Genomic DNA, 21,917 nt, shown 5'->3' with positions numbered 1-21,917 from the left:
CTCCAGCTACATCAAATGTTCCAAAAAAATATAGAAGAGCTAATGCAAATTAGCCGCTATCGGTTGAAGGATTACATCAAAGGACAAAGAGCGATATCGCTTGCCCTATCTACTTTCTAGCTCGCTTGTCCCCCTCTCAGCTCTATAAGGGTTTCATTCCTTATAATCCCGTCCATTGCATAACAAAAACCGAAGAGCCGTAGTTCTGAATCTAGGGCTATTTTAGTCTGCTATCTTGATTATATCATCAATAATTGCTCAAATAGTCATCATTTTGACAAATGCTTCTTGATAACTGTTAACTTTTTTGTGGTCACTTGCCAATTTTTATGGCTCTTGAAAATTGATCTCTTTTAATCTAACTGCACCGTTGATAATTGAGATTTCCTGAGAGCCAATTTGCACGATCGCATCTAATCCCTTACCGATAATTTTAACTGCTGGGGGGCGACTTTTCTGCACTGTCATCACCAGAAAAAATTCCTCACTACCCGTGGCTAAAATGCGCTCACCTGTATTAGTTTTCTCAACTTTTAAAGTCACGGGAGTGATAAAAGTTCCCTGCATAGTTGCCCGATTTTGAGTGATAGTAAAACTATTTTTTCCGAGAGTTACATTTCCCTGGGTATTCATCACCCAAGTTTTATTAATAAATTCTGGTTGCTCGACTTCACCTAATAATTTATCCATCAAGACGAATAATCCGGGAGAACCAGAGGAGAGACTGTAATCGACAGCGAAAGAACGAACTAGAGCCACTTCTGCCGGTTTATTAGCTCCCTTAACCCTAATTTTATCAGTTTTTAACGTAATTATTCCCGAACCATCGGGACTAGATTGAAAAGATATCGGTTTTGCCTGGGACCAAGGCGGTGTTTTCGGGAAAGTAACCGTGTTTTCCGAGTTCCAGTCGCCTTCTGACCCCTCAAAACTTGCCCAATGTCCTCCTAATCCCCAAATTCTCACACTAGCGACATCGGGAAAAGACCATCCCCTCACAAAAGGTTGCTGTTTAAGATAGATACTAGCGACAAAATCCTCTTCATTTTGCCAGCGATTACGAAAAGCATAAAATCCCTTTTGTTGATCAACTAAAACCCTGGAAAGTTGGCGTTCGGGATTTTCTGGAGTAAGATTAGATGGATAAGCAGCGAGAAGAAAAGGGGCAATATGGGGATAATGGGGGTGAAAAAGTTGTTTTTCTTGACCTTGTAATCGCCATTTTATTGCTGGTAGCCATGATTTATCGGTAATTCCCAATCCGATAGTTAATAAAGATACTCCTACAAACATCTGATGTCTGCCATAAGCAGGAATCAATAATTGACCATTTTTAGGGACAATTCTGGTTAAATAATGGGGGATTAATTGGGCTGCCGAGGAACCAGTTACTAAGTCTAATCCGAGACTATTTCGATACCCTTGCAGAAAAGGAAAAACAGCGAGAACCATGGGTTCGGTGGTGTATAAATCTCCCTCCGTGCCAAATCCTCGATCGCCGATAGCTGTGGTAAAATAGCGTTCGATGTGACGTTTGGCCATTTCCACCTGTGCAGGGGGATAATAGAGAGGATCGGGCGGTAAATCTTCTTTGAGAATCGCTAAACTGGCTAATCCTGCCGCACCTCTGGCCCGCGCATTCCAGTTACTAACTGTGTCTCCATTCCAGTCATTTTTGGGTGAATCGCCTTTGAGAAGTTTTTTACTTTCACTGAATAACCAGCCAGTAATTTCCTGTTGGCGCTTTTCTCCCCAAAAATCATAACAAAGATCGTAGGCGAGAGCGACTCCGGCGACAATCGGAGATTGTTCTAAGATTCTCCTGCCCCGATTTTTACGGGTTTTTTCGAGAATTTCCCAGGCGGTTTCTGCTGATTTTCTATCTTGATTTAAAATTGCTAAAAAACAATGGCCTGTGGCATGATAACCCCCATTAGGAACATAACCATCGTAATAAATTTTTTCTTGTAAACTGTTGTTTAATTGGGCGATAATAGTCTGACCGATGGGAGTTTTCGCTTTTTCTCTGAGATTAGTTAATTCTGACTTGCGAAAGATTAAACGGGGATGTTCTCGCGCTTGTAGGGGGTGGTAATTAGGGACGGGATTAGGCCATAAAGGCGAAATTGTGCCATTAACTTGGCTATGTCGTCTTCTTCCCCCTAAAGTGCCTTGATAACTGCCGATAAGTTGGTCTTGGTAGGGGACAATTTCGATATTATAAATAGCTTCCCTGACTTCCGCTTGCCAAGGGTGACTTTGAATCATCATTTTCACCTGTAATCGCCAAGCATTGTCTAATTTAATCGTTTTTACTGTACCTTGGTGATCCACTTCTTGATTGAATTTCGGTGCGTATCCCCACACCGATGGCTGACAAACAGCGCGATCGCAGCTTAGATCTAGGGTAAGATCTTGATAAACGGGTTGATCTTGCCACAGTTTCCAAACGCCATGTTTCAGGGTTAAACGAAGGTTGCCGGTTAATAATTGCGGATCGATGGTTTCTTGACTAGGTGCGCTTGTACCACCTAGCAAAAGTAAGGGAATCGCCGCTAAAAAAGGAGATATTTTCATAGTAAACAAGCAAGGGGAAATATCAGGTATTCTAGGAAGAATAATTTCCAAATAAATTGGTAAAATTGGCTGATTTCGCTTTTATCTTCTAAATTCACTCCGCGACTACGCCACCAAAGAAGAACAAGTAGGAGCAGATGGGCGACAATGGCCAGAGGAGAATTAATTCCCCTTATCCCCAAGAGTCCGACGGCAATCATACCTGCATAACAAAGGGAAATTGTCAAGAGGGAAATTATTAAGATTTTTTGAGGACCAAGCAGCAGGGTAAAAGTGGTAATTTGGTAAATGCGATCGCCTTCTAGGTCGGGAACATCCTTAAAAATAGCGATCGCAACGGTGAAAACGAGAACAAAAGCTGTTAAAACCCAGATCGAGGGATAGATAGACTGATTTTGATTAATAACTGTGTTGTAGTGGCGAAAAAGACCTAAATTGACGATGACACCCCGGACGGTAAAAATACAGAAGGCGGACCAGAGGGGAAAGCGTTTCAAACGCACTGGAGGCAAGGAATAGGCAGTACCGATGATTAAACTAATCCCCACGGTGATTAACAGCCAAAAACCACCGATAAAAGCCAGTATAATCGCTAAAATACCGCTAAAACCCACGATTAACCCGCCTGTCAACCGAGAAAATTCGCCCTTGGCGAGGGGAAGATGAGGTTTATTGATTTTATCGATGTCGATGTCTTCCAACTGATTTAAACCGACGATATAGACATTACCTGCGAGACAAGCGACCCAAGTGAGCAATAAAACCGACCAATGGCTAAAAAAATCGCTAATATTGCCTAAAGCAATTAAATACAGACTTAAAACACTCAAAGAAGTGCCGATAATCGTATGGGGACGAGAAAATTTCCAGAGACTCCCTAACCGGTGGAGAAAGTTAGGCTGGGGATGGTTAACTGGAAGAAAAGGAGCTTGATTCATCGGACCTCTGGTAAAAATCAAAAATTGTCGTGGTGGCTGAGGATTCGGTCGTCGGTCGTCAGGAGGATTAGGAATGAACAATAATCGATTAAATGGTCTATTTAGCTATTTTATGCCACTTAATCCTGATTTTTGAGGGTTTAAAAACCTCAAAAATCAATTATGCCAGAGGTCGATTAAAAAAAATCAATCCTAGGGCAAGTAATCTGTTAAAATGATAATCCAGACTGAAAACCTGTGGAGAGGTGGCAGAGTGGTTGAATGCGGCAGACTCGAAATCTGCTTTAGGGTCACACCTAACGTGGGTTCAAATCCCACCCTCTCCGTGGAACTGATAATTTATAGCCTTGCCGTGGCTGGTTTTGGCCCGGTGACTAAATTTAGACAAGAAAAATCCACCCTAATTGTTAAGAGCAAAAGCTTTTCTAATCTCCCTTAACTTCTTCACTTTTTCATGGCTAGGGTCAAACCATCACCAATAGGAATAATACTGATATTGACCCGTTCATCCTGCTGAATTTTGGCATTAAGTGAACGGATAACTTTGGTGCGATTATCGGTGCTATCGGCCGCCGCTACCCGTCCCGACCAAAAAACATTATCGATAGCGATAATTCCGCCGCTTCTAACCAATTGTAACGCCCGTTCGTAGTAGGGATCATAATTACTTTTATCGGCATCGATAAAGACAAAATCAAAACTATTACTTTCTCCTGCGGCGATTAATTGATCTAAAGTATCCAGGGCCGGGGCAATTCTTAAATCGATTTTAGCGGCGACACCGGCCTGCTGCCAATAACGGCGGGCTATACTGGTATATTCTGCGCTCAGATCACAAGCGATGAGCTTGCCTTCTGGGGGTAAAGCTAAGGCCACCACTAAAGCACTATAACCGGTAAAAACCCCGATTTCTAGGGTTTTTTTCGCCCCGATCGCCTGTACCAAAAAAGCCATAAATTGACCTTGTTCGGGGGCAATCTGCATGACTGCCAGGGGTTGAGAGGCAGTTTCTTGACGTAATTGAGCTAGAATAGGAGACTCTCGCAGACAGATAGATTGATAGTAGGCATAAAATTGTTGATCGAGTCCAAGAGTTTGATTAGCCATAAAAAAATTGCTAGTGGATAGAGTTATCGAGTAAAATTTTCGGTAATCTGAAGCTAGAGAGAGCGTATTGGTTGACCAAAAAGGAAGACTTGGCAGGGAGCAAATCATGATCAAACCCGACTCAGACCATCTCTTTAACGAGGATCTCGAACAGCTGTTAGAGAGTTTAGAAGACAAAGACAGCGACGGTGACGAGGCTCTAGAGGAACTCAGCTTTTTATGGGAGCAGAGTTCCCCTCCAGCGTCCGGGGCCTCTCTTCGGCAAACCCTGTCTTCCTGGACCTGGGAACAGGAATTAGAAGAACTTTTTGGCGGTAGTATCAATGGGGAAGAAGCCCCCAGTAATGATCTTTATTCTACCCGCGGGGCTGCTCCCAAGTTAGAACCGGAAGATGGGGATGATCTAGCATCTCTGCTGCTGGAAAATGTGGCGGTTCAGGAATCAGAAGCAGTTATAACCATCGGCCACCCCAATTTTTACGACAGCCTCGAAGACTTAGAAGCTTTTCTGGAAAAACCGACTCTACCGGCCCAATCACCACTGCCAGACATCTTTGAATCTTTAGAAGTCCTCCTCTGGGAATCCACAGAAGGGGACCATCCACAAGGGTTAGAATCCCTGGAAATTGCCCCAGAAAGCCTCCTAGAGGATGAATTCAGGGATTTAGAAAAACTCCTCGCAGAAACTGATCAGGTGATGGCAGCAAATCCGGCCGCCAGTTTCGGTTCACCGGTCGGGTCAAATAACCTGCGTCCCCTTGTCAGTAAAGCTTTTGAACAGACGATGCGGGTGCCGATCAAACAGTTGGATAACCTCAGCAATCTGATCGGGGAACTGGTGGTTAAACGCAATCGCCTGGAAGAGGAACAGGATCGCCTGCGTCTCTTTTTAGATAATTTGCTCAACCAAGTCCAAAATCTCAGCGATGTGGGCAGTCGGATGCAGGATCTCTATGAAAGAACCCTCCTAGAAGGGGCTTTACTGGCCAGTCGCAATGCTGGCGATACCATCGGTTACGGTAGAGTTAAGGGAGAAAATCAGGGCAGTTCGGCTATGACAGGCCAACTAGATGCCCTAGAGATCGACCGCTTTACCGATTTCCATTTATTATCCCAAGAGATGATCGAATTGATCGTGCGAGTGCGAGAATCGGCCTCTGATATTCAATTTGTCGTCGATGAAACCGATCAGGTGACGCGCAGTCTGCGACAGGCCACCACCCAACTACAGGAAGGGATGACCAAATCGCGCATGGTTCCCTTTAGTCAAACCGCCGATCGCCTACCCCGGGCAATTCGCGATATTTCCCTGAAACTGGATAAACAAGCCAAATTAAAAGTGGAGGGGGGTGATGTGCTCATCGATAAGATGATCCTCGAACATCTCAATAGTCCCATGACCCATCTGGTCAACAATGCGATCACCCACGGCATTGAATCACCCCAAGAACGCATGGCCAAAGGGAAACCGGCCCTCGGTACCATCTCCGTCCGGGCATTCCTACAGGGCAATCAAACCGTGATCACCGTTAGTGATGATGGGGCCGGTATTGATGCTAATCTGGTTAAACTTAAGGCGATCGAAAAAGGCCTGATCAGCGATCCGGAAGCTCAAAACCTCAGTCCCCAAGAAGTCTATGAACTGCTCTTTCACCCCGGTTTTAGTACCAAAGATCAGGCCGATGATTTTGCCGGTCGTGGGGTGGGTTTAGATGTGGTGCGGACAAGTTTAATCGATGTGCGCGGGACTGTTACTATTGACTCGCTACTGGACAAAGGAACCACTTTTACCATCCGTTTACCCCTCACCCTGAGTATCTGTAAGGCCCTGTGTTGTGTTAGTAATCATGCGCGCATCGGTTTCTCCATGGACGGAGTGGAGGATATGAAGGATTTCCGGGCCAGGGAGATACAAATCGATCGGGAGGGACGTCGCTGCGTTTTCTGGCAAAATACTTTACTACCCTTCCAACCCTTAAGCGAATTGCTTTCCTACAATCGGCAACTAAGTCGCGGTAGTTTTTACACTGGCAAACAGGAGGAAGACTCTTTTTCGATCGTGATCCTGCGCGGTGGTAATAATCTCCTCGCGGTACAGGTGGATCAAGTGATCGGTGAACTGGAAATCGTCATCAAACAGATCGAAGGACCGATTCCGAAAACGGCTGGGATTGCTGGGGCGACGGTTTTGGGCGATGGTACGGTGATGCCGATCGGCGATGTGTTGGAGTTAATCGACATCGCCAGGGGTCGTCTGCGTACCGATAACGGTGGTCCTTGGCGCCAACCTCTCCCCCCCGTAGCGGTGAAAACTAGGCAAAAATCGGGGGCTATGGTTCTGATTGTCGATGATTCGATTACTGTCCGGGAATTGCTCTCTTTAAGCTTTAGTAAAGCTGGTTATCGTGTGGAACAGGCCCGGGATGGTCAAGAAGCTTGGGAAAAATTACGCGGCGGTTTGCCCTGTGATATCGTTTTCTGCGATATCGAGATGCCCCGCATGAATGGCCTAGAATTACTCTATAATTTGCAAAAAGACCCCCAATTAGCCTCGATTCCCGTCGCTTTATTGACTTCCCGAGGAGCGGAACGTCATCGTCAGGTGGCGGCGACATTAGGGGCTAGTGGTTATTTTACCAAGCCCTACACGGAAAGAGATTTACTCTCGGCAGCTGAAAGAATGATTGCGGGGGAAGTGTTACTAGCTAATAGTATTAAAGCGACTCCTAACCCGTCTTGATCCCCCGATACAACGATTATTGACAGTTTCTCTGCGATATCGAAATGCCTCGCCTGAATGGGTTAGAATTGCTCTCTCGTCTGCAAGAGGATGAACAACTTCAGGGAATACCGGTGGCGATGATTACCTCGTGCGGGGCGCAAAAAATGCAGCATCTCGCCGCCGCTCAAGGGGCAAAAGGTTATTTTGTCAAGCCCTATATTGAGGATGTTTTACTGTCGGCAGCCCAACGTTTAATCGCTGGTGAGGTGTTAATCCAAAAACAAAGTCCCGCGGATTAGCCCGGGTTAACTGGCTAATTTGAATTTGTTTTCTGAAAAATCATTAAATGTTGTTGGGGCAAAGTCTCGATAATTTCTTCCGGCACTAAACCGACAGCAGCCATTTCTTTTTCTACCTGTCTGCGGGTCATTTTATGAAGGGCTTTGATGGGAATCAGGGGATTTTCACGACGGTATTCTACTAATACCACCCTACCATCGGGTTTTAAGGATTTGAGCAGATTCTCCATCATCTCGCGGGGAGAGGAAAACTCGTGATAAGCATCGACCATTAAAGCTAAATCGATCGCATTTATAGGCAATTGGGGATCGGTTTCTGTGGCGAGAATTGTGGTGATATTCTTCACTTGATTTTCCTCGGCTAAAAAATCAATTGCCCCTAACATTTCCGGTTGCACATCAACGGCGAAAACTTGTTCTACTAAATTCGCCAGAGGAAAACTAAAATAACCTGTCCCTGCGCCGATATCTGCTACTAGATCTGTGGGTTTTAGATGTAGTGCAGTGATCAGATCATCGGGTTTTTCTGTGAAACGGCGACTAGGACGTTCTAACCATAACATTTCTTGGTGTCCCATGACTTTAGCGATTTCCCGTCCTAGATAAAATTTACCGATACCATCGCGACTATGAAGCGATCGAATCTGATAATATTGCTGCGGCGCTAAAACTGAAGCATCGTAGGTAAGATTTAATAATCCGAAACCACAAAAAACCACTATTAGAAACGAGACAATTAAGAAAAATTTTTGCTTAAACAGCATCGGGATTAAAAACGGTGGGCTAGAAAAAATAAATTCCCCGTCTGGGACAGGGAAAAAATCTATCTTGGTCAACAAAACAATTAGTCTAAAAATCCCATTAAAGTTTCGGGATCATCGATTTCATTGGAAGCAACGGGACGATTACCCATGACTGTATAAGTTTCGCTAATGTGCAGATGACTGAGAGCAATCGGACGATTGCCAGAAATCGCTAGAGTGCTGCTAACTTCCATACCACTAGAGCCGACAGGACGCAATCCACCGACGGAAGAATAGGTACTAACCACTTTCAGATGGCTAACTTCCACGGGACGGCCTCCGGGTAACATTTCATCTTCCGTGAAGTGAAGATGGCTAGTACCAACAGGACGATTTTCGGGTAAGCGATGTTCAGGTTGATAGAATTTTAAGGCTTTGGAAGCCGATTCAGCGTTGTTTTTCACCGAAAGGGCGACCACTTCTTTATCTTTGGCGGTTTTAGCCGTAGTAGCTTTACCGCGTGAGCTGCTGGTCTTTTCTTCTGTGGTTGCTGGGGTTTGAGTCCCGTTCGTTTCTAGATTTTCCACCGTCATAACCTGATACTCCTTTCCGTTAATAGCTTCGGGGAAACGATAAGATTTAAGTTTAGGGTATTCTCGAAGACTTTTAATCTTTTTTTAAAATCCTCTCTAATATTAAGATACATCTTTCTTTCCCAAAACCCTATAAGTGTTGGTAATTTGATTGATAATTTATTTTGCCTGTTCTCTACACCTAGCCGCTAATGTCCGCTTTTCAACTACAAGCACCCTTTCAACCCACCGGGGATCAACCGGCAGCGATCGAACAATTGGTAGATTTCCTGCAAAACCGGCAGCGTTTCCAAACCCTCTTGGGGGCAACTGGCACCGGCAAAACCTTCACCATTGCCGCTGTGATCGAGAAAATCGGCAGGCCTACCCTTGTCCTCGCCCATAATAAGACCCTGGCCGCCCAATTATGTAACGAATTGCGGCAATTTTTCCCTAATAACGCCGTGGAGTACTTTATCAGCTATTACGACTACTATCAACCGGAGGCTTATATTCCCGTCAGCGATACCTACATCGAAAAGAGTTCTTCGATTAATGATGAGATCGATATGCTGCGCCATTCGGCCACGCGATCGCTATTTGAACGCAGGGATGTGATCGTCGTCGCTTCCATTAGTTGTATTTATGGCTTGGGAATGCCGGCGGAATACCTAAAAGCGGCGATTTCCTTAACAGTTGGTCAAGAGTTCGACCAAAGGCAATTATTACGGGCCTTGGTGTCAGTGCAGTACAATCGCAATGATTTGGAGTTAACTCGCGGTCGTTTTCGTCTGAAGGGCGATATTTTGGAAATTGTCCCCGCTTACGAGGATCGGGTGATTAAAATTGATTTTTTTGGCGATGAGATTGAAAGTATTCGTTATCTCGATCCCCTGACGGGGGAAGTTTTGCAAAAATTAGAGCGAATTAGTATTTATCCGGCCCGTCACTTTGTTACCCCGGAGGAGCGTTTAGAGGTGGCCTGTCGGGATATTAAAACCGAGTTAGATAACCGTTTATTGGAGTTAGAAAAAGCGGGCAAATTACTGGAAGCGCAACGGTTGGATCAGCGGACTCGTTATGATTTAGAAATGTTGCAGGAAGTGGGTTATTGTAATGGCGTGGAAAATTATTCGCGGCATTTAGCGGGTAGATTAGCGGGGGAACCGCCGGAATGTTTGGTGGATTATTTTCCTCAAGATTGGTTATTAGTTGTGGATGAATCCCATGTCAGTGTGCCGCAAATTCGCGGGATGTATAATGGCGATCAATCACGAAAAAAAGTTTTGATCGATCACGGGTTTCGTTTACCGAGTGCGGCGGATAATCGTCCTTTGAAGTCGGAAGAATTCTGGCAGAAAGTTAATCAATGTATTTTTGTTTCGGCCACCCCGGGAGATTGGGAATTAGCACAGTCAGAAAATCGCATTGTTGAACAAATTATCCGACCGACGGGAGTTTTAGACCCAGAGATTTTTGTGCGACCAACCGAGGGACAAGTGGATGATTTATTAGGGGAAATTAAGGAGCGAGTGCGTTTAAATGAACGGGTTTTGATTACCACTTTAACTAAACGCATGGCGGAAGATTTAACCGAATACTTGCAAGAAAGGGGAATTAAAGTTAGATATCTACATTCGGAAATTCAATCAATTCAACGGATTGAAATTATCCAAGACCTGCGAGAAGGGGTCTTTGACGTGCTGATCGGGGTGAATTTGCTTCGCGAGGGGTTAGACCTGCCGGAAGTGTCTTTAGTGGCGATTTTAGACGCAGATAAGGAAGGATTTTTAAGGGCTACCCGCTCTTTAATTCAAACTATTGGCCGGGCTGCTCGTCATATTCGGGGTCAGGCAATTCTTTACGGAGATAATCTCACCGATAGTATGATTAATGCGATCGAAGAAACCAAGAGACGGCGCACTATTCAACAGGAACATAACCAAAAACATGGGATTATTCCGCAACCGATTGTTAAAAGGTCGAGTAATTCAATTTTGGCTTTTCTGGATATTTCCCGTCGCCTAAATTCCCAACAATTAGAGGAGGTTTGTGAGAATATAGAAGAAATTTCTTTAGAACAAATTCCCGAATTAATTCAACAACTAGAAGCGCAAATGAAAGAAGCGGCGAAAAATCTAGAATTCGAGTCAGCAGCTAAATATCGTGATCGGATTAAGCAATTACGAGATAAGTTATTAAATCATGTTAGTTGACAATCCCGTTGCCTAAAGGTGTGGGGATTCTTCTCTCTTTCTGGCGAAATAGTTCCCATACATGGGCAAAGTCTCAGTGGTTCTTACGACCGTAATCAAGGAATTAAAGCTTTGCATTTAGTGACGGCTTGGGCGGGGGGCTCTCCCAGCTTTGGTGGGTAAAATGTATTCTAAGATACATTTCTCAAGAGCGAGGGGGTGGAACGAACCACAAAGACACAAAGGACACAAAGATCGATCGATCCTATGTCAATTAAACTTATCACACAGACCCTAGAAGAGCCGGCGGGGGATCAGAAATTAGTTTTAGTGAGACTTAGACGTTTTCGTTCAGCAAAAAAGGCTCAAACTATTACGGGACAAGGGGTTAATATATCTGGGTTTCAGCGATTTGGCTTCTCGAAGTAAATCCCAAGCAGGGATTCGGGTTAAGGCTTTTCTCGATTTGTTTTTTGTCTAAGTCCCACTATGGCGGCAGCGAGGAGAAAATGCCTACTTGGTTAGGTGAGGATTATTGCTATCATTCTCAAGGGGGAAAAGACTTAACAGATTTGTATGAATAGGTGATTGCAGGGAGTCAATGAGAACAAGTTTGTTACAGTATGCTAAAACTAATAATTAGGGTTTGCGGCAAAAAGTTTGTTGGTGGGGTTAGGAGTCAGAAGTCAGGAGTCAGGAGTCAGGAGTCGGGAGTTTCAGGCTTTGTTGCCCTCTCTTTTTTGTACCAACTTATGTACTATTATAAGGATAAGGCAAGGTTTTTGAAGGTCCCAATCCGATTTTCGCAGCATGAACATCGGATTTTAACAGGTCAAAAGCCTTATTTTAAAAGGGTTTTACCATTATTCAGCAAACCCTACTTAATATCATCTTCGCAATCACTCGTGGACTGGAGACAACAACTAATTATTTTTACCCGTTATCCGGAATTGGGGAAAGTAAAAACCCGTATGATTCCAGCTTTGGCAGCCAAGGGAGCCGAAGAATTACACCGCAAACTGGCCGAATATACTCTCAGTAAATTAGCGGGTTTGAGGAATTTTCTCTCTCTGATCATTTACTACCATGGCGGCAGCGAGGAAAAAATGCGTACTTGGTTAGGTGTGCATTATTCCTATCATTCTCAACGGGGAAAAGACTTAGGAGAAAAGATGCAAAACGCTTTTGCCGATGGTTTTGCTCAAGGGATGACAGCGATCGCTATGATTGGCACAGATTGCCCAGAAATCGGGGAAAAAGAGATTTTAGCAGCCTTTGAGGCCCTAAAAACCCACGATATGGTTTTAGGGCCGGCGTTAGATGGAGGATACTACCTAATTGCTTTAAAACAGGTCTTTCCAGAGCTTTTTGACGGTATTCCCTGGGGGACGGGGGAAGTCTTGGCAAAAACCCAGACAATCGCCGCTAAACTAGCTTTAAAGACCGCTTATCTGCCTAAATTAGCCGATATTGATCGCCCGGAAGACCTGCCTATCTTAAAAAAGTACCTGCCAGAATTAAGGTTGAACGATGACGGGGGTTCCCATGCGGACTAAATCAAACAACACTTTCACATCCTGATTCCGCATCCGCACACAACCATGGGAAGCGGCGCGACCGAGGGAATTTTCCGCGGGGGTGCCGTGAAAACCGATGGAATTTTTGCCGTCACTCCAAAAACCGATCCATCTTTCCCCTAGGGGACTATTAGGACCGGGAGTGCTGACTTTTCCCGTCCAGGGACTTTTCCAGACGGGATTGCGAACTAATTCCCGCACTTCAAATTTACCTGTGGGGGTTTCCCAGCCTTTTTTGCCGACGGCGACGGTAAATTGGGCTAAAACTTTACTATCTTGATAAACGTAAACTTTTCTCTCTTTCAGTTTTAGGATCAGATGGGTAGCGAGAGTTTGATTGGCTGCGGTATTCGGGGTGACGGTGCTGATTTGGTTAGCTTGGGCCGGATATACGGGTAAACAAGTTAATCCTAATCCGATGATTAAGAGGGTCAAATTTCGTTTGAACGCCATTATTCCCACACTCCTCAATTGCGATAGCGATAATTTTTAAGGATAGCAAATAGGGAACTTTTTGGAAGCTCAAGCCGCTTACACTGTGCCAGTTTTAGCTTCGTACTGCCGACAACCTTCACAGGGACCTGGGGGATTAACCGCACAACGCAAGTGGGGGGAATAGGCATTAAAACGACAACTAAGATCACCTATAAATGCCGGTTTATTTTCTGTCCCTAGAGGGATTGACAAAAAACCACTGGCCCTCACCGTGCTGTATTCGTGACGATGGCGAATCCCTCTCAAACGGTTACTTAATCTCTGTTGGAATCGGTTAATTAACCAGAGACTAACCAGAGAGGGAAAGAGGGCGAGGATAAAAACAAAGGTTATCCTGATCACGATTTCAGTTTAGGCGATCGCCAGTGATGCTAACTTATTATTAAGGCCGGCCCTAAAAATTAGGCCATAACCAAGGAAGACTTCAGGGGTTCTTCCTTTTTGCTTTCATAAACTGCCCCAGTACCGGGGAATCCTCTGGTTAGTTCCCGGACTTTAATCTCACCTGCTTGCAGGGATTTGGTCAAAATTTCCATGGCAACCACGGGTTTACCGGCACCACAGAAGAATAAATCGGCGGCGAAATAGCCGTGTTCAGGCCAGGTGTGGATCGCGATATGAGATTCAGCTAAAGTCGCCGTCGCGGTAACTCCGTGGGGACTGAACTGGTGGACACACAAATCGATCAGCGTTGCTTCTCCTGCCGTAATTCCATCGAGGATAGCGCGACGAATGCGCTCGGGATCGTTGAGGAGGTCAGCAGGTACTTGCCAAGCATCGACAATCAAATGGGTTCCCAGTTTGGTCATTTTTTTTTCAATACTCCCTATCGAAAAACCTTCACAGAATTACCAGTGTAACACAATTTTTCTAACTTGTGCAAAAAAGATCCAGTTTTTCTCGGTTACTTTTTCTAAAAAACTGAGACAGTGTGGGGTGTGGGGTGTGGGGTGTTGGGAAAAGCGCAAGGGACTAATTTTATCTGGGAGGGGGGACAGGATTAGTGGGGACGGTGGGACTGGGAGAAGCGGCAGGAATGGGGGGATTTTCGGGTTTACGGACTTGGGGGACGGGTAACAGATAGAAAAGTAGGGCGCAAGCGACAAGACTGCCTAATCCTGCCAAAAAAGGCACTGTTCGACTGGCCACCGATTCATTCACCTTATGGTAGCGACGGGAAACTGGCTGTAATTTTAGGGTTAGGTCAGGTAAAGTGCGAGTATCGGCAAAAAATTGGTCAATCGCTTCTATTAAATCGAATAACTGCACGGTACTGATTTCTATCTTGACCGGACTTTCTGGGATGTTCAAGTCCGTTGATGGATACCAGACCAGACGATGGAGATTCTGGTCAATCTTTTCTAAGTACACATGATCTGGTTCCTGGACGGGGTCTTGGGGATGACGAACACCACTTAAAAATTCTTGGGCATACTGACTGACCGCTTGGACTAAATTTTCCAAGAAAACCCGACCACCTTGCAGGACTTTATTAGCCCCGATTAACCGACATTCTACGTTAGTCAAAATTGAGAGTAAAGGTCGGCTATCCCCGGGTTTAGCTGGGGCGAAATCATCGCCGAAACCATCGAGAATCAGGGTACAATTGGGCAGGCTATACTGTCTTCTCATCTTTACACGATCTCCCCATCAAATAAACTAATCCAAAGCCGCTGCATTCCCGTCGTACCAGTACAAAATAATAACCGATCGAGGAGGGATAAAGCCAGTTCATTTAAAGCATTTTCATCCGCTAGATAAACCGATACTTTGGCCCGACGGGGGTTCATGCGACTGCGAAAATTGGAGCGAAATCGTTCTAGGTATTCTGATAAAAGAAAATTATTATCCACGGGTAAACCCTTTGATTCCATCTGTTGCCGCGCTAACAGTAATTGTCGGATGGATATAGCCAGGGGTTTGGCCCGATAACTGGCAATGATAACTAAAGCTTTTGCTTGGTCAAGGGTGAGACGGTCGAGAGTGTAAGAAATTCGCCACGGATTGGTACAGCGCAGGCGCCAGAAAATAATCCGGTTTTTAACAATTTTATCGAGTCCTAGTTCTTTACAGAGGGCTAACAGGGCCTCCCCGGCGCCGACTTCTAAGGATTCCAACGCTAATAGCATTAAATCGATATGCTGTTGGATATGTAGGGCGCATTGCTGACTGGCAATCGGAAAATCTGGTAAAACGCTTAAAATAACTGGTTTTTCTGGGGCTGATGCTGTAGATTCGGGCGTTAGGCTAGTAGGGGTCATGATATAGGATAACTAGAACACAAGGGCGATCGAGTCAGGATATTGTAAATTGTATAGATAGCTGTCCCCCATTTTACGAGACACGGAAACCGAATGGATCTGAAATCACTGATTCGCGATATTCCCGACTTTCCCAAACCGGGTATTGTCTTCCGCGATATTACTACCCTACTCAATCATCCCCAAGGATTACGTTACACCATCGATACCCTAACGGCAAAGTGTCGCGATTACGGTTTATCCCCCGATTACATTGTCGGTATGGAATCGCGGGGTTTTCTCTTTGGTGTTCCTTTAGCATACCAATTAGAAGCGGGATTTATTCCTGTCCGGAAACCGGGTAAATTACCCGCCGCCGTCCATAGTATCGAGTATGATTTGGAATACGGAAGCGATAGCCTGGAAATTCATCAGGACGCGGTGGCGGCCCATCACAAAGTCTTAATTGTCGATGATTTAATCGCGACGGGAGGGACGGCGAAAGCGACGGCCGATTTATTAGAAAAAATTGGTTGTGAGGTGTTAGGATTTGCCTTTATCATCGAGTTAATCGACCTCGGTGGTCGGGAAAAATTACCCGATTTACCGATTATTACCCTCATCGATTATTAGGTTTTTTCTAAGTACCCAAGCAGAATTAATTACACATTTTGCTAACACTCTGGCAAGAGTGCCTATCTCAAAAATGGCAATTAATTCTGCACCACTATTTATCTCCTGTCTCCTGAATTGGAGTCCCCACTAGGAAATTAACTTGGCACGATTACTTATGACGGCGACTGATGATAATTATAAGGATGCAACCGCTCGATCGAGTGCTAATGGGTTACAATCTCTCCTAACTAGCGAAACTTTTTTATATATTGTCAAGCGTGTTCTCCAGGGTTTATTAACTCTGTTGTTGGCCTCGGCTTTGAGTTTTGCTATTATCCAATTAACCCCCGGTGGTTTTCTAGCTTTGCTTGACCTTAATCCCAAGATTAGTCAGGAAACTAAAGAACAATATATTGCCCTTTTTGGTTTAAAAGACCCGCCGATTGTCCAGTATTTTAAGTGGTTGTGGCAAGTGATAACTCAGTTTAATTTTGGTCTGAGTTTTACCTATTTTCGTCCCGTGTCTTCCCTATTATTAGAGAGAATTCCAGCGACGTTGTTAATGTCTTTGACTTCCATCATTTTAACCTGGGCGATTGCGATTCCCTTGGGCATTGTCAGCGCCGTCAAACAAAACCAATTTATCGATAAATTTTTCCGAGTTATCAGTTATCTTGGTCAAGGTTTCCCCAGTTTTATCACTGCCCTTTTACTGCTAATTCTCGCCCAAAATGTCTCGCCGCTTTTACCAGTGGGTGATATGACCAGTATTAACTATTCGGAATATTCCCCTATCGGTAAAGTTTTGGATATTGGTTGGCACATGATTTTACCAACTATTGCCCTGACAGTTACCAGTTTTGCTGGATTACAAAGATTGATGCGGGGACAATTATTAGATGTTCTGCGACAGGATTATATTCAAACTGCGAGGGCGAAAGGTTTACCGGAAAATAAAGTTATCTATGTCCACGCTTTACGCAATGCTATTAATCCCCTGATAACTCTTTTGGGATTTGAATTTTCTAGTTTGTTAAGTGGGGCATTTATCGCCGAATTTTTCTTTAACTGGCCCGGATTAGGTCGTTTAATTCTGCAAGCTGTGACGGCTAAAGATTTGTATTTAGTTATGGGCAGTTTAATGATGGGGGCTACTATGTTGATTATCGGTAATCTCCTGGCTGATTTACTTCTCAAAGCTGTAGATCCTAGGATTAAATTGGAGGATTTAAAGTAGGGTGATAGGGAAATTTTATCAGTTATCAGTAATCAGTTATCAGTTATCAGTGGGGAGATGGGGAGACCACTGCGTGCGCGTTGCGGGGGGAGACCACTTCGTGCGCGTTGCGGGGGGAGATGGGGTAAATTTCAACTAAAACCCTAAAACACCAAAACCCAACCCCTAACCCCCAACCCCTTTTTTCCTTTTCACTTTTTACTCAAGTAGGGAGGCACAATTATTTGTAGGATGGGTTAGCGGTAGCGTAACCCATGCAGGCGTTGGGTTTCATGCTTCAACCCAACCTACGTTCATCTTATATTTAATTCCACCCACCCACTTAACCAACTATGTTAGCAACTACGCATTATTTACTCAGGTCAAAACAAGACGGACAATACCTAGTGGCGCGTCTGAGAAAAGGTGAAAGCGAAACTCCGGCCAGTTATCTGCTTCTGTTTAAAGAATCCTACGATGCTTTAAGTTATATCAATACCCATGCTCAGGATTTAGCCAATAATTTTTCTGTGGAAACTCTCTCAGGAACACAATTAAAGGGACTGATGCAGCGATGGGGATTTGCAGGAATTGGTTTAGTTAGTGAACCTTTGGAACCACAAGTGCAGTTTTTAGCCTACGAAAAAGGATTTAATCTCTAAACTATGAAAACGCTGTTAATCACTGGAGTTAGTGGGTTTTTAGGTTGGCATATTTACCAAAAAACGCGCTCATCTTGGGCAAGTTTTGGTACATATTTTAATCACAATGTCAATAGTAATGACCCGAATTTAATTAAAATTAACTTAACAGACTTAGCCGCAGTTAAAGAAATTTTTCAACGGATTAAACCCGACGCAGTAATTCATGGGGCTGCCCAATCAAAACCGAATCTCTGTCAAGAATTTCCCCAAGCATCCGAGGCAATTAATCTGACAGCTTCTCTAGAAATTGCCCGATTGTGTAGTCAATATCACATACCGCTAGTTTTTACCTCTACCGATTTAGTTTTTGATGGTAAAAATGCCCCCTATTCCGAACATGGTCCCGTTTCTCCCGTCAGTGTCTATGGTGAGCAAAAAGTAGCGGCGGAAAAGGGTATTTTAGCAATATATCCTCGGGCAGCCATTTGTCGAATGCCTTTGATGTTTGGTTCCCCTTCTCCCAGCGCTAATAGTTTTTTGCAACCCTTTTTAAAAACCCTGCAAGAGGGAAAAGAATTATCTCTATTTACCGATGAATATCGTACAGCTGTTGGGGTTAATAGTGCGGTGGATGGGTTACTTTTAGCCCTAGAAAAAGTGCAAGGGATTATTCATCTGGGAGGTAAAGAAAGAGTTTCTCGTTATCAATTTGGTTTACTAATGGCGGCAGTTTTTAATATTCCCAGAGAACAAATAAAACCCTGTTTACAGTCCGATGTTCCCATGAGTGCGCCCCGTCCCCAGGATGTTTCTCTTGATAGTTCTCTTGCTTTTTCTTTAGGTTATCAACCATTAAGTATTAAAACCGAATTAGAGGCAATTAGAGATGAAATTATCTGAACAAAAGCGGACTATATTAATTATCTTGCTCCTGTTTTTAACCGCTATTCTCATGGCCAATTATTTTGAGGTAGGCATGACGGGAGTGTTAGCTTTTTTCGTTGCCTATCTATCTAAAGGATTGCGAAAAGTTAAGTAAAAAAATTAATTGTTTCAATCAACAATCTCGAATTCTATTGACTGCTCTTGGGCAAAATTATAGGTAAAATGATCGACAATATTAGTATCGCTCAATTCAAGATTATAAAAATTGATCGCTGGTTGATCAAAAAGTGGGCCAGCGTGCCAAGTTCCCACCTCTAATTTAATAAAACAGTCCCCGGGGATGCGAAAAACCTTTAATTTTTCCAAATCCGGTTGAGGATGAGGACTAGGGGGGGCCACTCCTAAAAACCACTCTTGTCCCCCCAAAGAACCAAGACATTGGGTACATTGACTATGGCGAGTAATTCGATTAAATTTACGTCCGCGAGTCTGTAAACGCATAATATAAAAGCGTGGCACACCGTTTTTTAAATGTAGTTGTGCATCGCTTTCATCAAACAGTTTCCCGTCATGGCTAGGGGTTATTAATTGACCGTAGGGACGGAAACTTTCGGCGGTAATTAGTTGCGCTGACAGGGGACGAACGGTAATCGAATTACTCATAAAAATTACTGCTGACTAACAGTTATAGCTGTACCATCTCGGAGAGAAAGAATATTATTAATAGCAATTCTTTCCCCGGCATTTACTCCAGAGATAACCTGATAAGCTTGCCCTTGAATCGTTCCGACTTGAATGGGTTTTTGTCTAACCACTAAACGCTCCTTGGCATTTTCTTGACCTTCTTTAGCCTTTTCTTTCTCGGCCACAAAAACAAAATTTTGCGCTCCGATGCTAGTCACTGCCGTGGTGGGAACTAATACCCCCGGTTTTTGATCCCAAATTAACCGCGTCCGCACATATTGGTTATTGCGAAGACTGCCATCATTAGTAAAGGCAAATTTGACTAAAACCGATTGGGTAGCTTGGGAAACGGTGGGGGAAATAAAAGTTACTTGACCGCGAACCCCCGGGCTGCCATCGGGATTAATAATTTCCACGGGCAAACCGACGCGCAGACGCGGTTGTAATTCCACGGGAATCTGCACATTTAGTTCCAAAGTTTTATTATTAGTCAACGAGGTTAATTCTTCACCCAGGGAGATAATATCGCCGACTTTTCTTTGATTAAAATCGCCGACAAAACCATCAATCGGGGCGGTAATGGTGTTAAAAACTAAATTCTGACGCGTCGCCCCTAATTGCCCCTCAGCGCTGGCTACTGCCGCTTGACGACTGTTCACTGTTGCCGCCGCCGCCGCCACCTGTTGCCGTGAGGCTAATTCGTTTTGAATGGCGATATTTAATGCTTCTTGGTTTGCCTGTAGGGTAGCCCTAGCCGCCGTCACCTGTTGACGGGCCGCATCACGATTTTTAGACCGGGCCTCTACTTCCGCCCTGGCGGCCTGAATGTCGCGGCGGCGATCATCTAAGTCCTGTTGGGGCTGTGCGCCTTGTTTAACCAGAAATTCGGCTCTTGTTAGGTTTTTTTCCGCTAAATCTAAATTAGCTCTCGCTCTCTGTAAATCAGCTTCGGCGGCGCTCAAGGTGGCGATCTGACTTTTAACATTAGCTTCCGCATTGGCCACATTTGCCCGATTCTGGGCAATTTGGGCTTTATTTGCCCTCGCTTGCGCTTGTCTTTGCCTTAAATCTGCTTCAGACCCGTTGAGGTTCGCTTTGGCCGAATTTACCTGGCCGATACTGGCGTTTACCTGTTGCTGTTGTTGTTCGGGATCCAATTCGGCGATTTTTTGTCCCTGAGTTACCTGATCGCCAGATTTAACGAAAATAGTCCGAATCCGACCGGTAATCTGAGGGGAGACGCTAACACGCTCTTGGGCGATCAAAGTACCCACAAATTCGCTACTTTGCACTAATTTGTCGGTGCCGAGGGTTTGCAGTTTGACGGGAACAGCCGCCGGTCCAGTGGCCTGGGGGGTTTGGGGGGCGCAACCAGCGACAATTAGGGAAACGGCGATCGACGAACCGATCGCTCTCGATACGTTAACGGATCGTTTAATCATTGTTAAATTTACGGGTTTTTAGCGGAAAAAGTGCTAGGAAATCGGAAAAGGAAGAGGAAGATGAGGAGAGAAGCTTTTCCTTAAATTTTACTCTACAGAATTGATCGCCGTGATTATTAAACCTCTGGCATAATTAATTTTTGAGGGTTCAAAAACGGCAAAAATAAGGATTAAATTGCCTAAAATCCTTAAATAGACTATTTAATTGATTATTGTTCATTCTTAATTCTCCTGGCTACTGACTACTGACTACTGACTCCTAACCCTAACAACAATTTTTGATTTTTACCAGAGGTCTATTGTTTGCTTTGCCCTAAGCTAACAATATTACAGGTGACTAATCTTTGGGCGAGGGTGGAGTATTCTAGGCGACCACCGGCGATCTGATATTCGTCCCGGGGCGCCGGTAGATGACCAACGGGAGCATTGAGGGTATAGTTAAGATTTTCTTTAAAGATAATCCAATCACCACCTTTACGCCAACCGATGCGATCGCCAAAAGTTTGAAAATTTTCGATCGCCACTAAGCGCCCCGGTCGATTACCTGTCTCGATAAAAATGCGAAATTGGGTACTGAAACTAAAACGACCCCCGGAAGCTTCTTTCCAGAGTTGATCCATCTTTTGCAGATCCCAACAGGCCAATTTTTGCAGGTCTTCCATGGTAAACCAGCCCTGTAATTCCCGTCCAGTTGCTTTCAGCATTAAATTACGAGTTTCATCGTTAGCTTGTCGCCAATTTTGTTGAGCGAGGAAATTTTTCAGGCGAGTGTAATTAATGCCCGTGGTCGGTGATACCATTTCCCCAGAGGTGGCAGTCTGGGCAACGATCGCCGGCAAGGGATTGAGAAATAAAGCGATCGCGAGAGTGATCTGACACAAGGAAAAATTAATTCTCATAAACCCTATTTATCAACCTGATGCAAAGAAATCCTACAATAGCATAGACGAAATTTGCCGTTTTTAC

The 21,917-nt window shown here is 44.4% G+C and carries 20 protein-coding genes, 1 tRNA gene and 1 pseudogene; 9 read left to right on the top strand and 13 right to left on the bottom strand.

Translation table 11 applies throughout. From position 1 onward, the window contains the following. Positions 1-327: 327 nt before the first annotated feature. On the bottom strand, positions 328-2,577 hold the full coding sequence (locus tag ACE1AQ_RS06165) for a hypothetical protein (protein WP_110545627.1): 2,250 nt from the start codon (positions 2,575-2,577) through the stop codon (positions 328-330). Next, entirely contained in the window at positions 2,574-3,515 is a 942-nt protein-coding gene (locus ACE1AQ_RS06160; protein WP_008197790.1) for a homogentisate phytyltransferase, read from the bottom strand. The genes ACE1AQ_RS06165 and ACE1AQ_RS06160 overlap by 4 nt, the downstream gene beginning before the upstream one ends. Before the next feature lie 239 nt (positions 3,516-3,754). Here ACE1AQ_RS06160 and ACE1AQ_RS06155 point away from each other — a divergent pair. After that, a tRNA-Ser gene (locus ACE1AQ_RS06155) sits at positions 3,755-3,841 on the top strand. 118 nt (positions 3,842-3,959) lie between these two features. Here the strand turns inward: ACE1AQ_RS06155 and ACE1AQ_RS06150 are convergent. Further along, positions 3,960-4,622 (bottom strand): class I SAM-dependent methyltransferase, encoded by a 663-nt coding sequence (locus tag ACE1AQ_RS06150; RefSeq protein WP_008197791.1) that lies wholly within the window; start codon positions 4,620-4,622, stop codon positions 3,960-3,962. A gap of 106 nt (positions 4,623-4,728) precedes the next feature. Between ACE1AQ_RS06150 and ACE1AQ_RS06145 the strand changes: the two are divergent. Then, positions 4,729-7,643 (top strand): annotated as a pseudogene (locus tag ACE1AQ_RS06145) (response regulator). Between the two features lie 14 nt (positions 7,644-7,657). Here the strand turns inward: ACE1AQ_RS06145 and ACE1AQ_RS06140 are convergent. Both ACE1AQ_RS06140 and ACE1AQ_RS06135 read right to left on the bottom strand, forming a co-directional pair. After that, positions 7,658-8,407, bottom strand: a complete 750-nt coding sequence (locus tag ACE1AQ_RS06140; protein WP_008197797.1) for a class I SAM-dependent methyltransferase — start codon at positions 8,405-8,407, stop codon at positions 7,658-7,660. Positions 8,408-8,487: 80 nt separating this feature from the next. Beyond that, positions 8,488-8,979: a hypothetical protein gene (locus tag ACE1AQ_RS06135; protein WP_008197799.1), complete on the bottom strand. Its 492-nt coding sequence runs from the start codon at positions 8,977-8,979 to the stop codon at positions 8,488-8,490. 191 nt (positions 8,980-9,170) lie between these two features. Between ACE1AQ_RS06135 and uvrB the strand changes: the two genes are divergently transcribed. Together uvrB and ACE1AQ_RS06125 are read left to right on the top strand one after the other, a co-directional pair. Further along, a complete protein-coding gene (uvrB, locus tag ACE1AQ_RS06130; RefSeq protein WP_008197804.1) occupies positions 9,171-11,174 on the top strand; it encodes an excinuclease ABC subunit UvrB in 2,004 nt (667 codons plus the stop codon). 884 nt (positions 11,175-12,058) lie between these two features. Continuing rightward, entirely contained in the window at positions 12,059-12,709 is a 651-nt protein-coding gene (locus tag ACE1AQ_RS06125) for a TIGR04282 family arsenosugar biosynthesis glycosyltransferase (RefSeq protein ID WP_039899551.1), read from the top strand. On the opposite strand, the gene ACE1AQ_RS06120 is transcribed toward ACE1AQ_RS06125, so the two are convergent. The 5 genes from ACE1AQ_RS06120 to ACE1AQ_RS06100 form a co-directional block, all read right to left on the bottom strand. Beyond that, positions 12,671-13,183, bottom strand: a complete 513-nt coding sequence (locus ACE1AQ_RS06120) for a L,D-transpeptidase (protein WP_008197812.1) — start codon at positions 13,181-13,183, stop codon at positions 12,671-12,673. The two genes, ACE1AQ_RS06125 and ACE1AQ_RS06120, sit on opposite strands and share 39 nt — an antisense overlap. A gap of 78 nt (positions 13,184-13,261) precedes the next feature. Beyond that, a complete protein-coding gene (locus ACE1AQ_RS06115; protein WP_008197814.1) occupies positions 13,262-13,567 on the bottom strand; it encodes a DUF6464 family protein in 306 nt (101 codons plus the stop codon). A 59-nt stretch (positions 13,568-13,626) separates the two neighbouring features. Next, positions 13,627-14,034: an adenosylmethionine decarboxylase gene (speD, locus tag ACE1AQ_RS06110; RefSeq protein WP_008197816.1), complete on the bottom strand. Its 408-nt coding sequence runs from the start codon at positions 14,032-14,034 to the stop codon at positions 13,627-13,629. Positions 14,035-14,203: 169 nt separating this feature from the next. Next, positions 14,204-14,857: a DUF4335 domain-containing protein gene (locus ACE1AQ_RS06105; protein WP_008197818.1), complete on the bottom strand. Its 654-nt coding sequence runs from the start codon at positions 14,855-14,857 to the stop codon at positions 14,204-14,206. A 2-nt stretch (positions 14,858-14,859) separates the two neighbouring features. Continuing rightward, entirely contained in the window at positions 14,860-15,486 is a 627-nt protein-coding gene (locus ACE1AQ_RS06100) for a DUF3038 domain-containing protein (protein WP_008197819.1), read from the bottom strand. 93 nt (positions 15,487-15,579) lie between these two features. Between ACE1AQ_RS06100 and ACE1AQ_RS06095 the strand changes: the two genes are divergently transcribed. From ACE1AQ_RS06095 to ACE1AQ_RS06075, 5 genes are all read left to right on the top strand, one after another. Beyond that, positions 15,580-16,098, top strand: a complete 519-nt coding sequence (locus ACE1AQ_RS06095; RefSeq protein WP_008197822.1) for an adenine phosphoribosyltransferase — start codon at positions 15,580-15,582, stop codon at positions 16,096-16,098. Between the two features lie 157 nt (positions 16,099-16,255). Beyond that, a complete protein-coding gene (locus ACE1AQ_RS06090) occupies positions 16,256-17,317 on the top strand; it encodes an ABC transporter permease (protein ID WP_106908631.1) in 1,062 nt (353 codons plus the stop codon). 332 nt (positions 17,318-17,649) lie between these two features. Continuing rightward, complete coding sequence (locus ACE1AQ_RS06085) at positions 17,650-17,958, top strand: hypothetical protein (RefSeq protein WP_002737657.1); 309 nt, start codon at positions 17,650-17,652, stop codon at positions 17,956-17,958. Between the two features lie 3 nt (positions 17,959-17,961). Then, positions 17,962-18,840, top strand: coding sequence for an NAD(P)-dependent oxidoreductase (locus tag ACE1AQ_RS06080; RefSeq protein ID WP_110545629.1), 879 nt, complete (start codon positions 17,962-17,964; stop codon positions 18,838-18,840). Then, complete coding sequence (locus ACE1AQ_RS06075; RefSeq protein ID WP_172456658.1) at positions 18,827-18,979, top strand: hypothetical protein; 153 nt, start codon at positions 18,827-18,829, stop codon at positions 18,977-18,979. Before ACE1AQ_RS06080 ends, ACE1AQ_RS06075 begins: the two co-directional genes overlap by 14 nt. Before the next feature lie 14 nt (positions 18,980-18,993). Here ACE1AQ_RS06075 and ACE1AQ_RS06070 read toward each other — a convergent pair whose 3' ends face one another. The 3 genes from ACE1AQ_RS06070 to ACE1AQ_RS06060 all read right to left on the bottom strand — a co-directional run bounded on the left by ACE1AQ_RS06070 (position 18,994) and on the right by ACE1AQ_RS06060 (position 21,850). Further along, positions 18,994-19,488: an ureidoglycolate lyase gene (locus ACE1AQ_RS06070; RefSeq protein WP_008197836.1), complete on the bottom strand. Its 495-nt coding sequence runs from the start codon at positions 19,486-19,488 to the stop codon at positions 18,994-18,996. A gap of 5 nt (positions 19,489-19,493) precedes the next feature. Further along, positions 19,494-20,951: an efflux RND transporter periplasmic adaptor subunit gene (locus tag ACE1AQ_RS06065; RefSeq protein WP_008197838.1), complete on the bottom strand. Its 1,458-nt coding sequence runs from the start codon at positions 20,949-20,951 to the stop codon at positions 19,494-19,496. Between the two features lie 296 nt (positions 20,952-21,247). Further along, entirely contained in the window at positions 21,248-21,850 is a 603-nt protein-coding gene (locus tag ACE1AQ_RS06060) for a GUN4 domain-containing protein (RefSeq protein WP_110545631.1), read from the bottom strand. Positions 21,851-21,917 lie beyond the last annotated feature (67 nt).

Origin of the sequence: Microcystis sp. BLCC-F209, assembly GCF_041928595.1 — a bacterium.
In the GTDB taxonomy this organism is placed as follows: Bacteria; Cyanobacteriota; Cyanobacteriia; order Cyanobacteriales; family Microcystaceae; genus Microcystis.
Note: the sequence above shows the minus strand (reverse complement) of the source record. Positions and strands in the feature narration are given on the sequence as shown.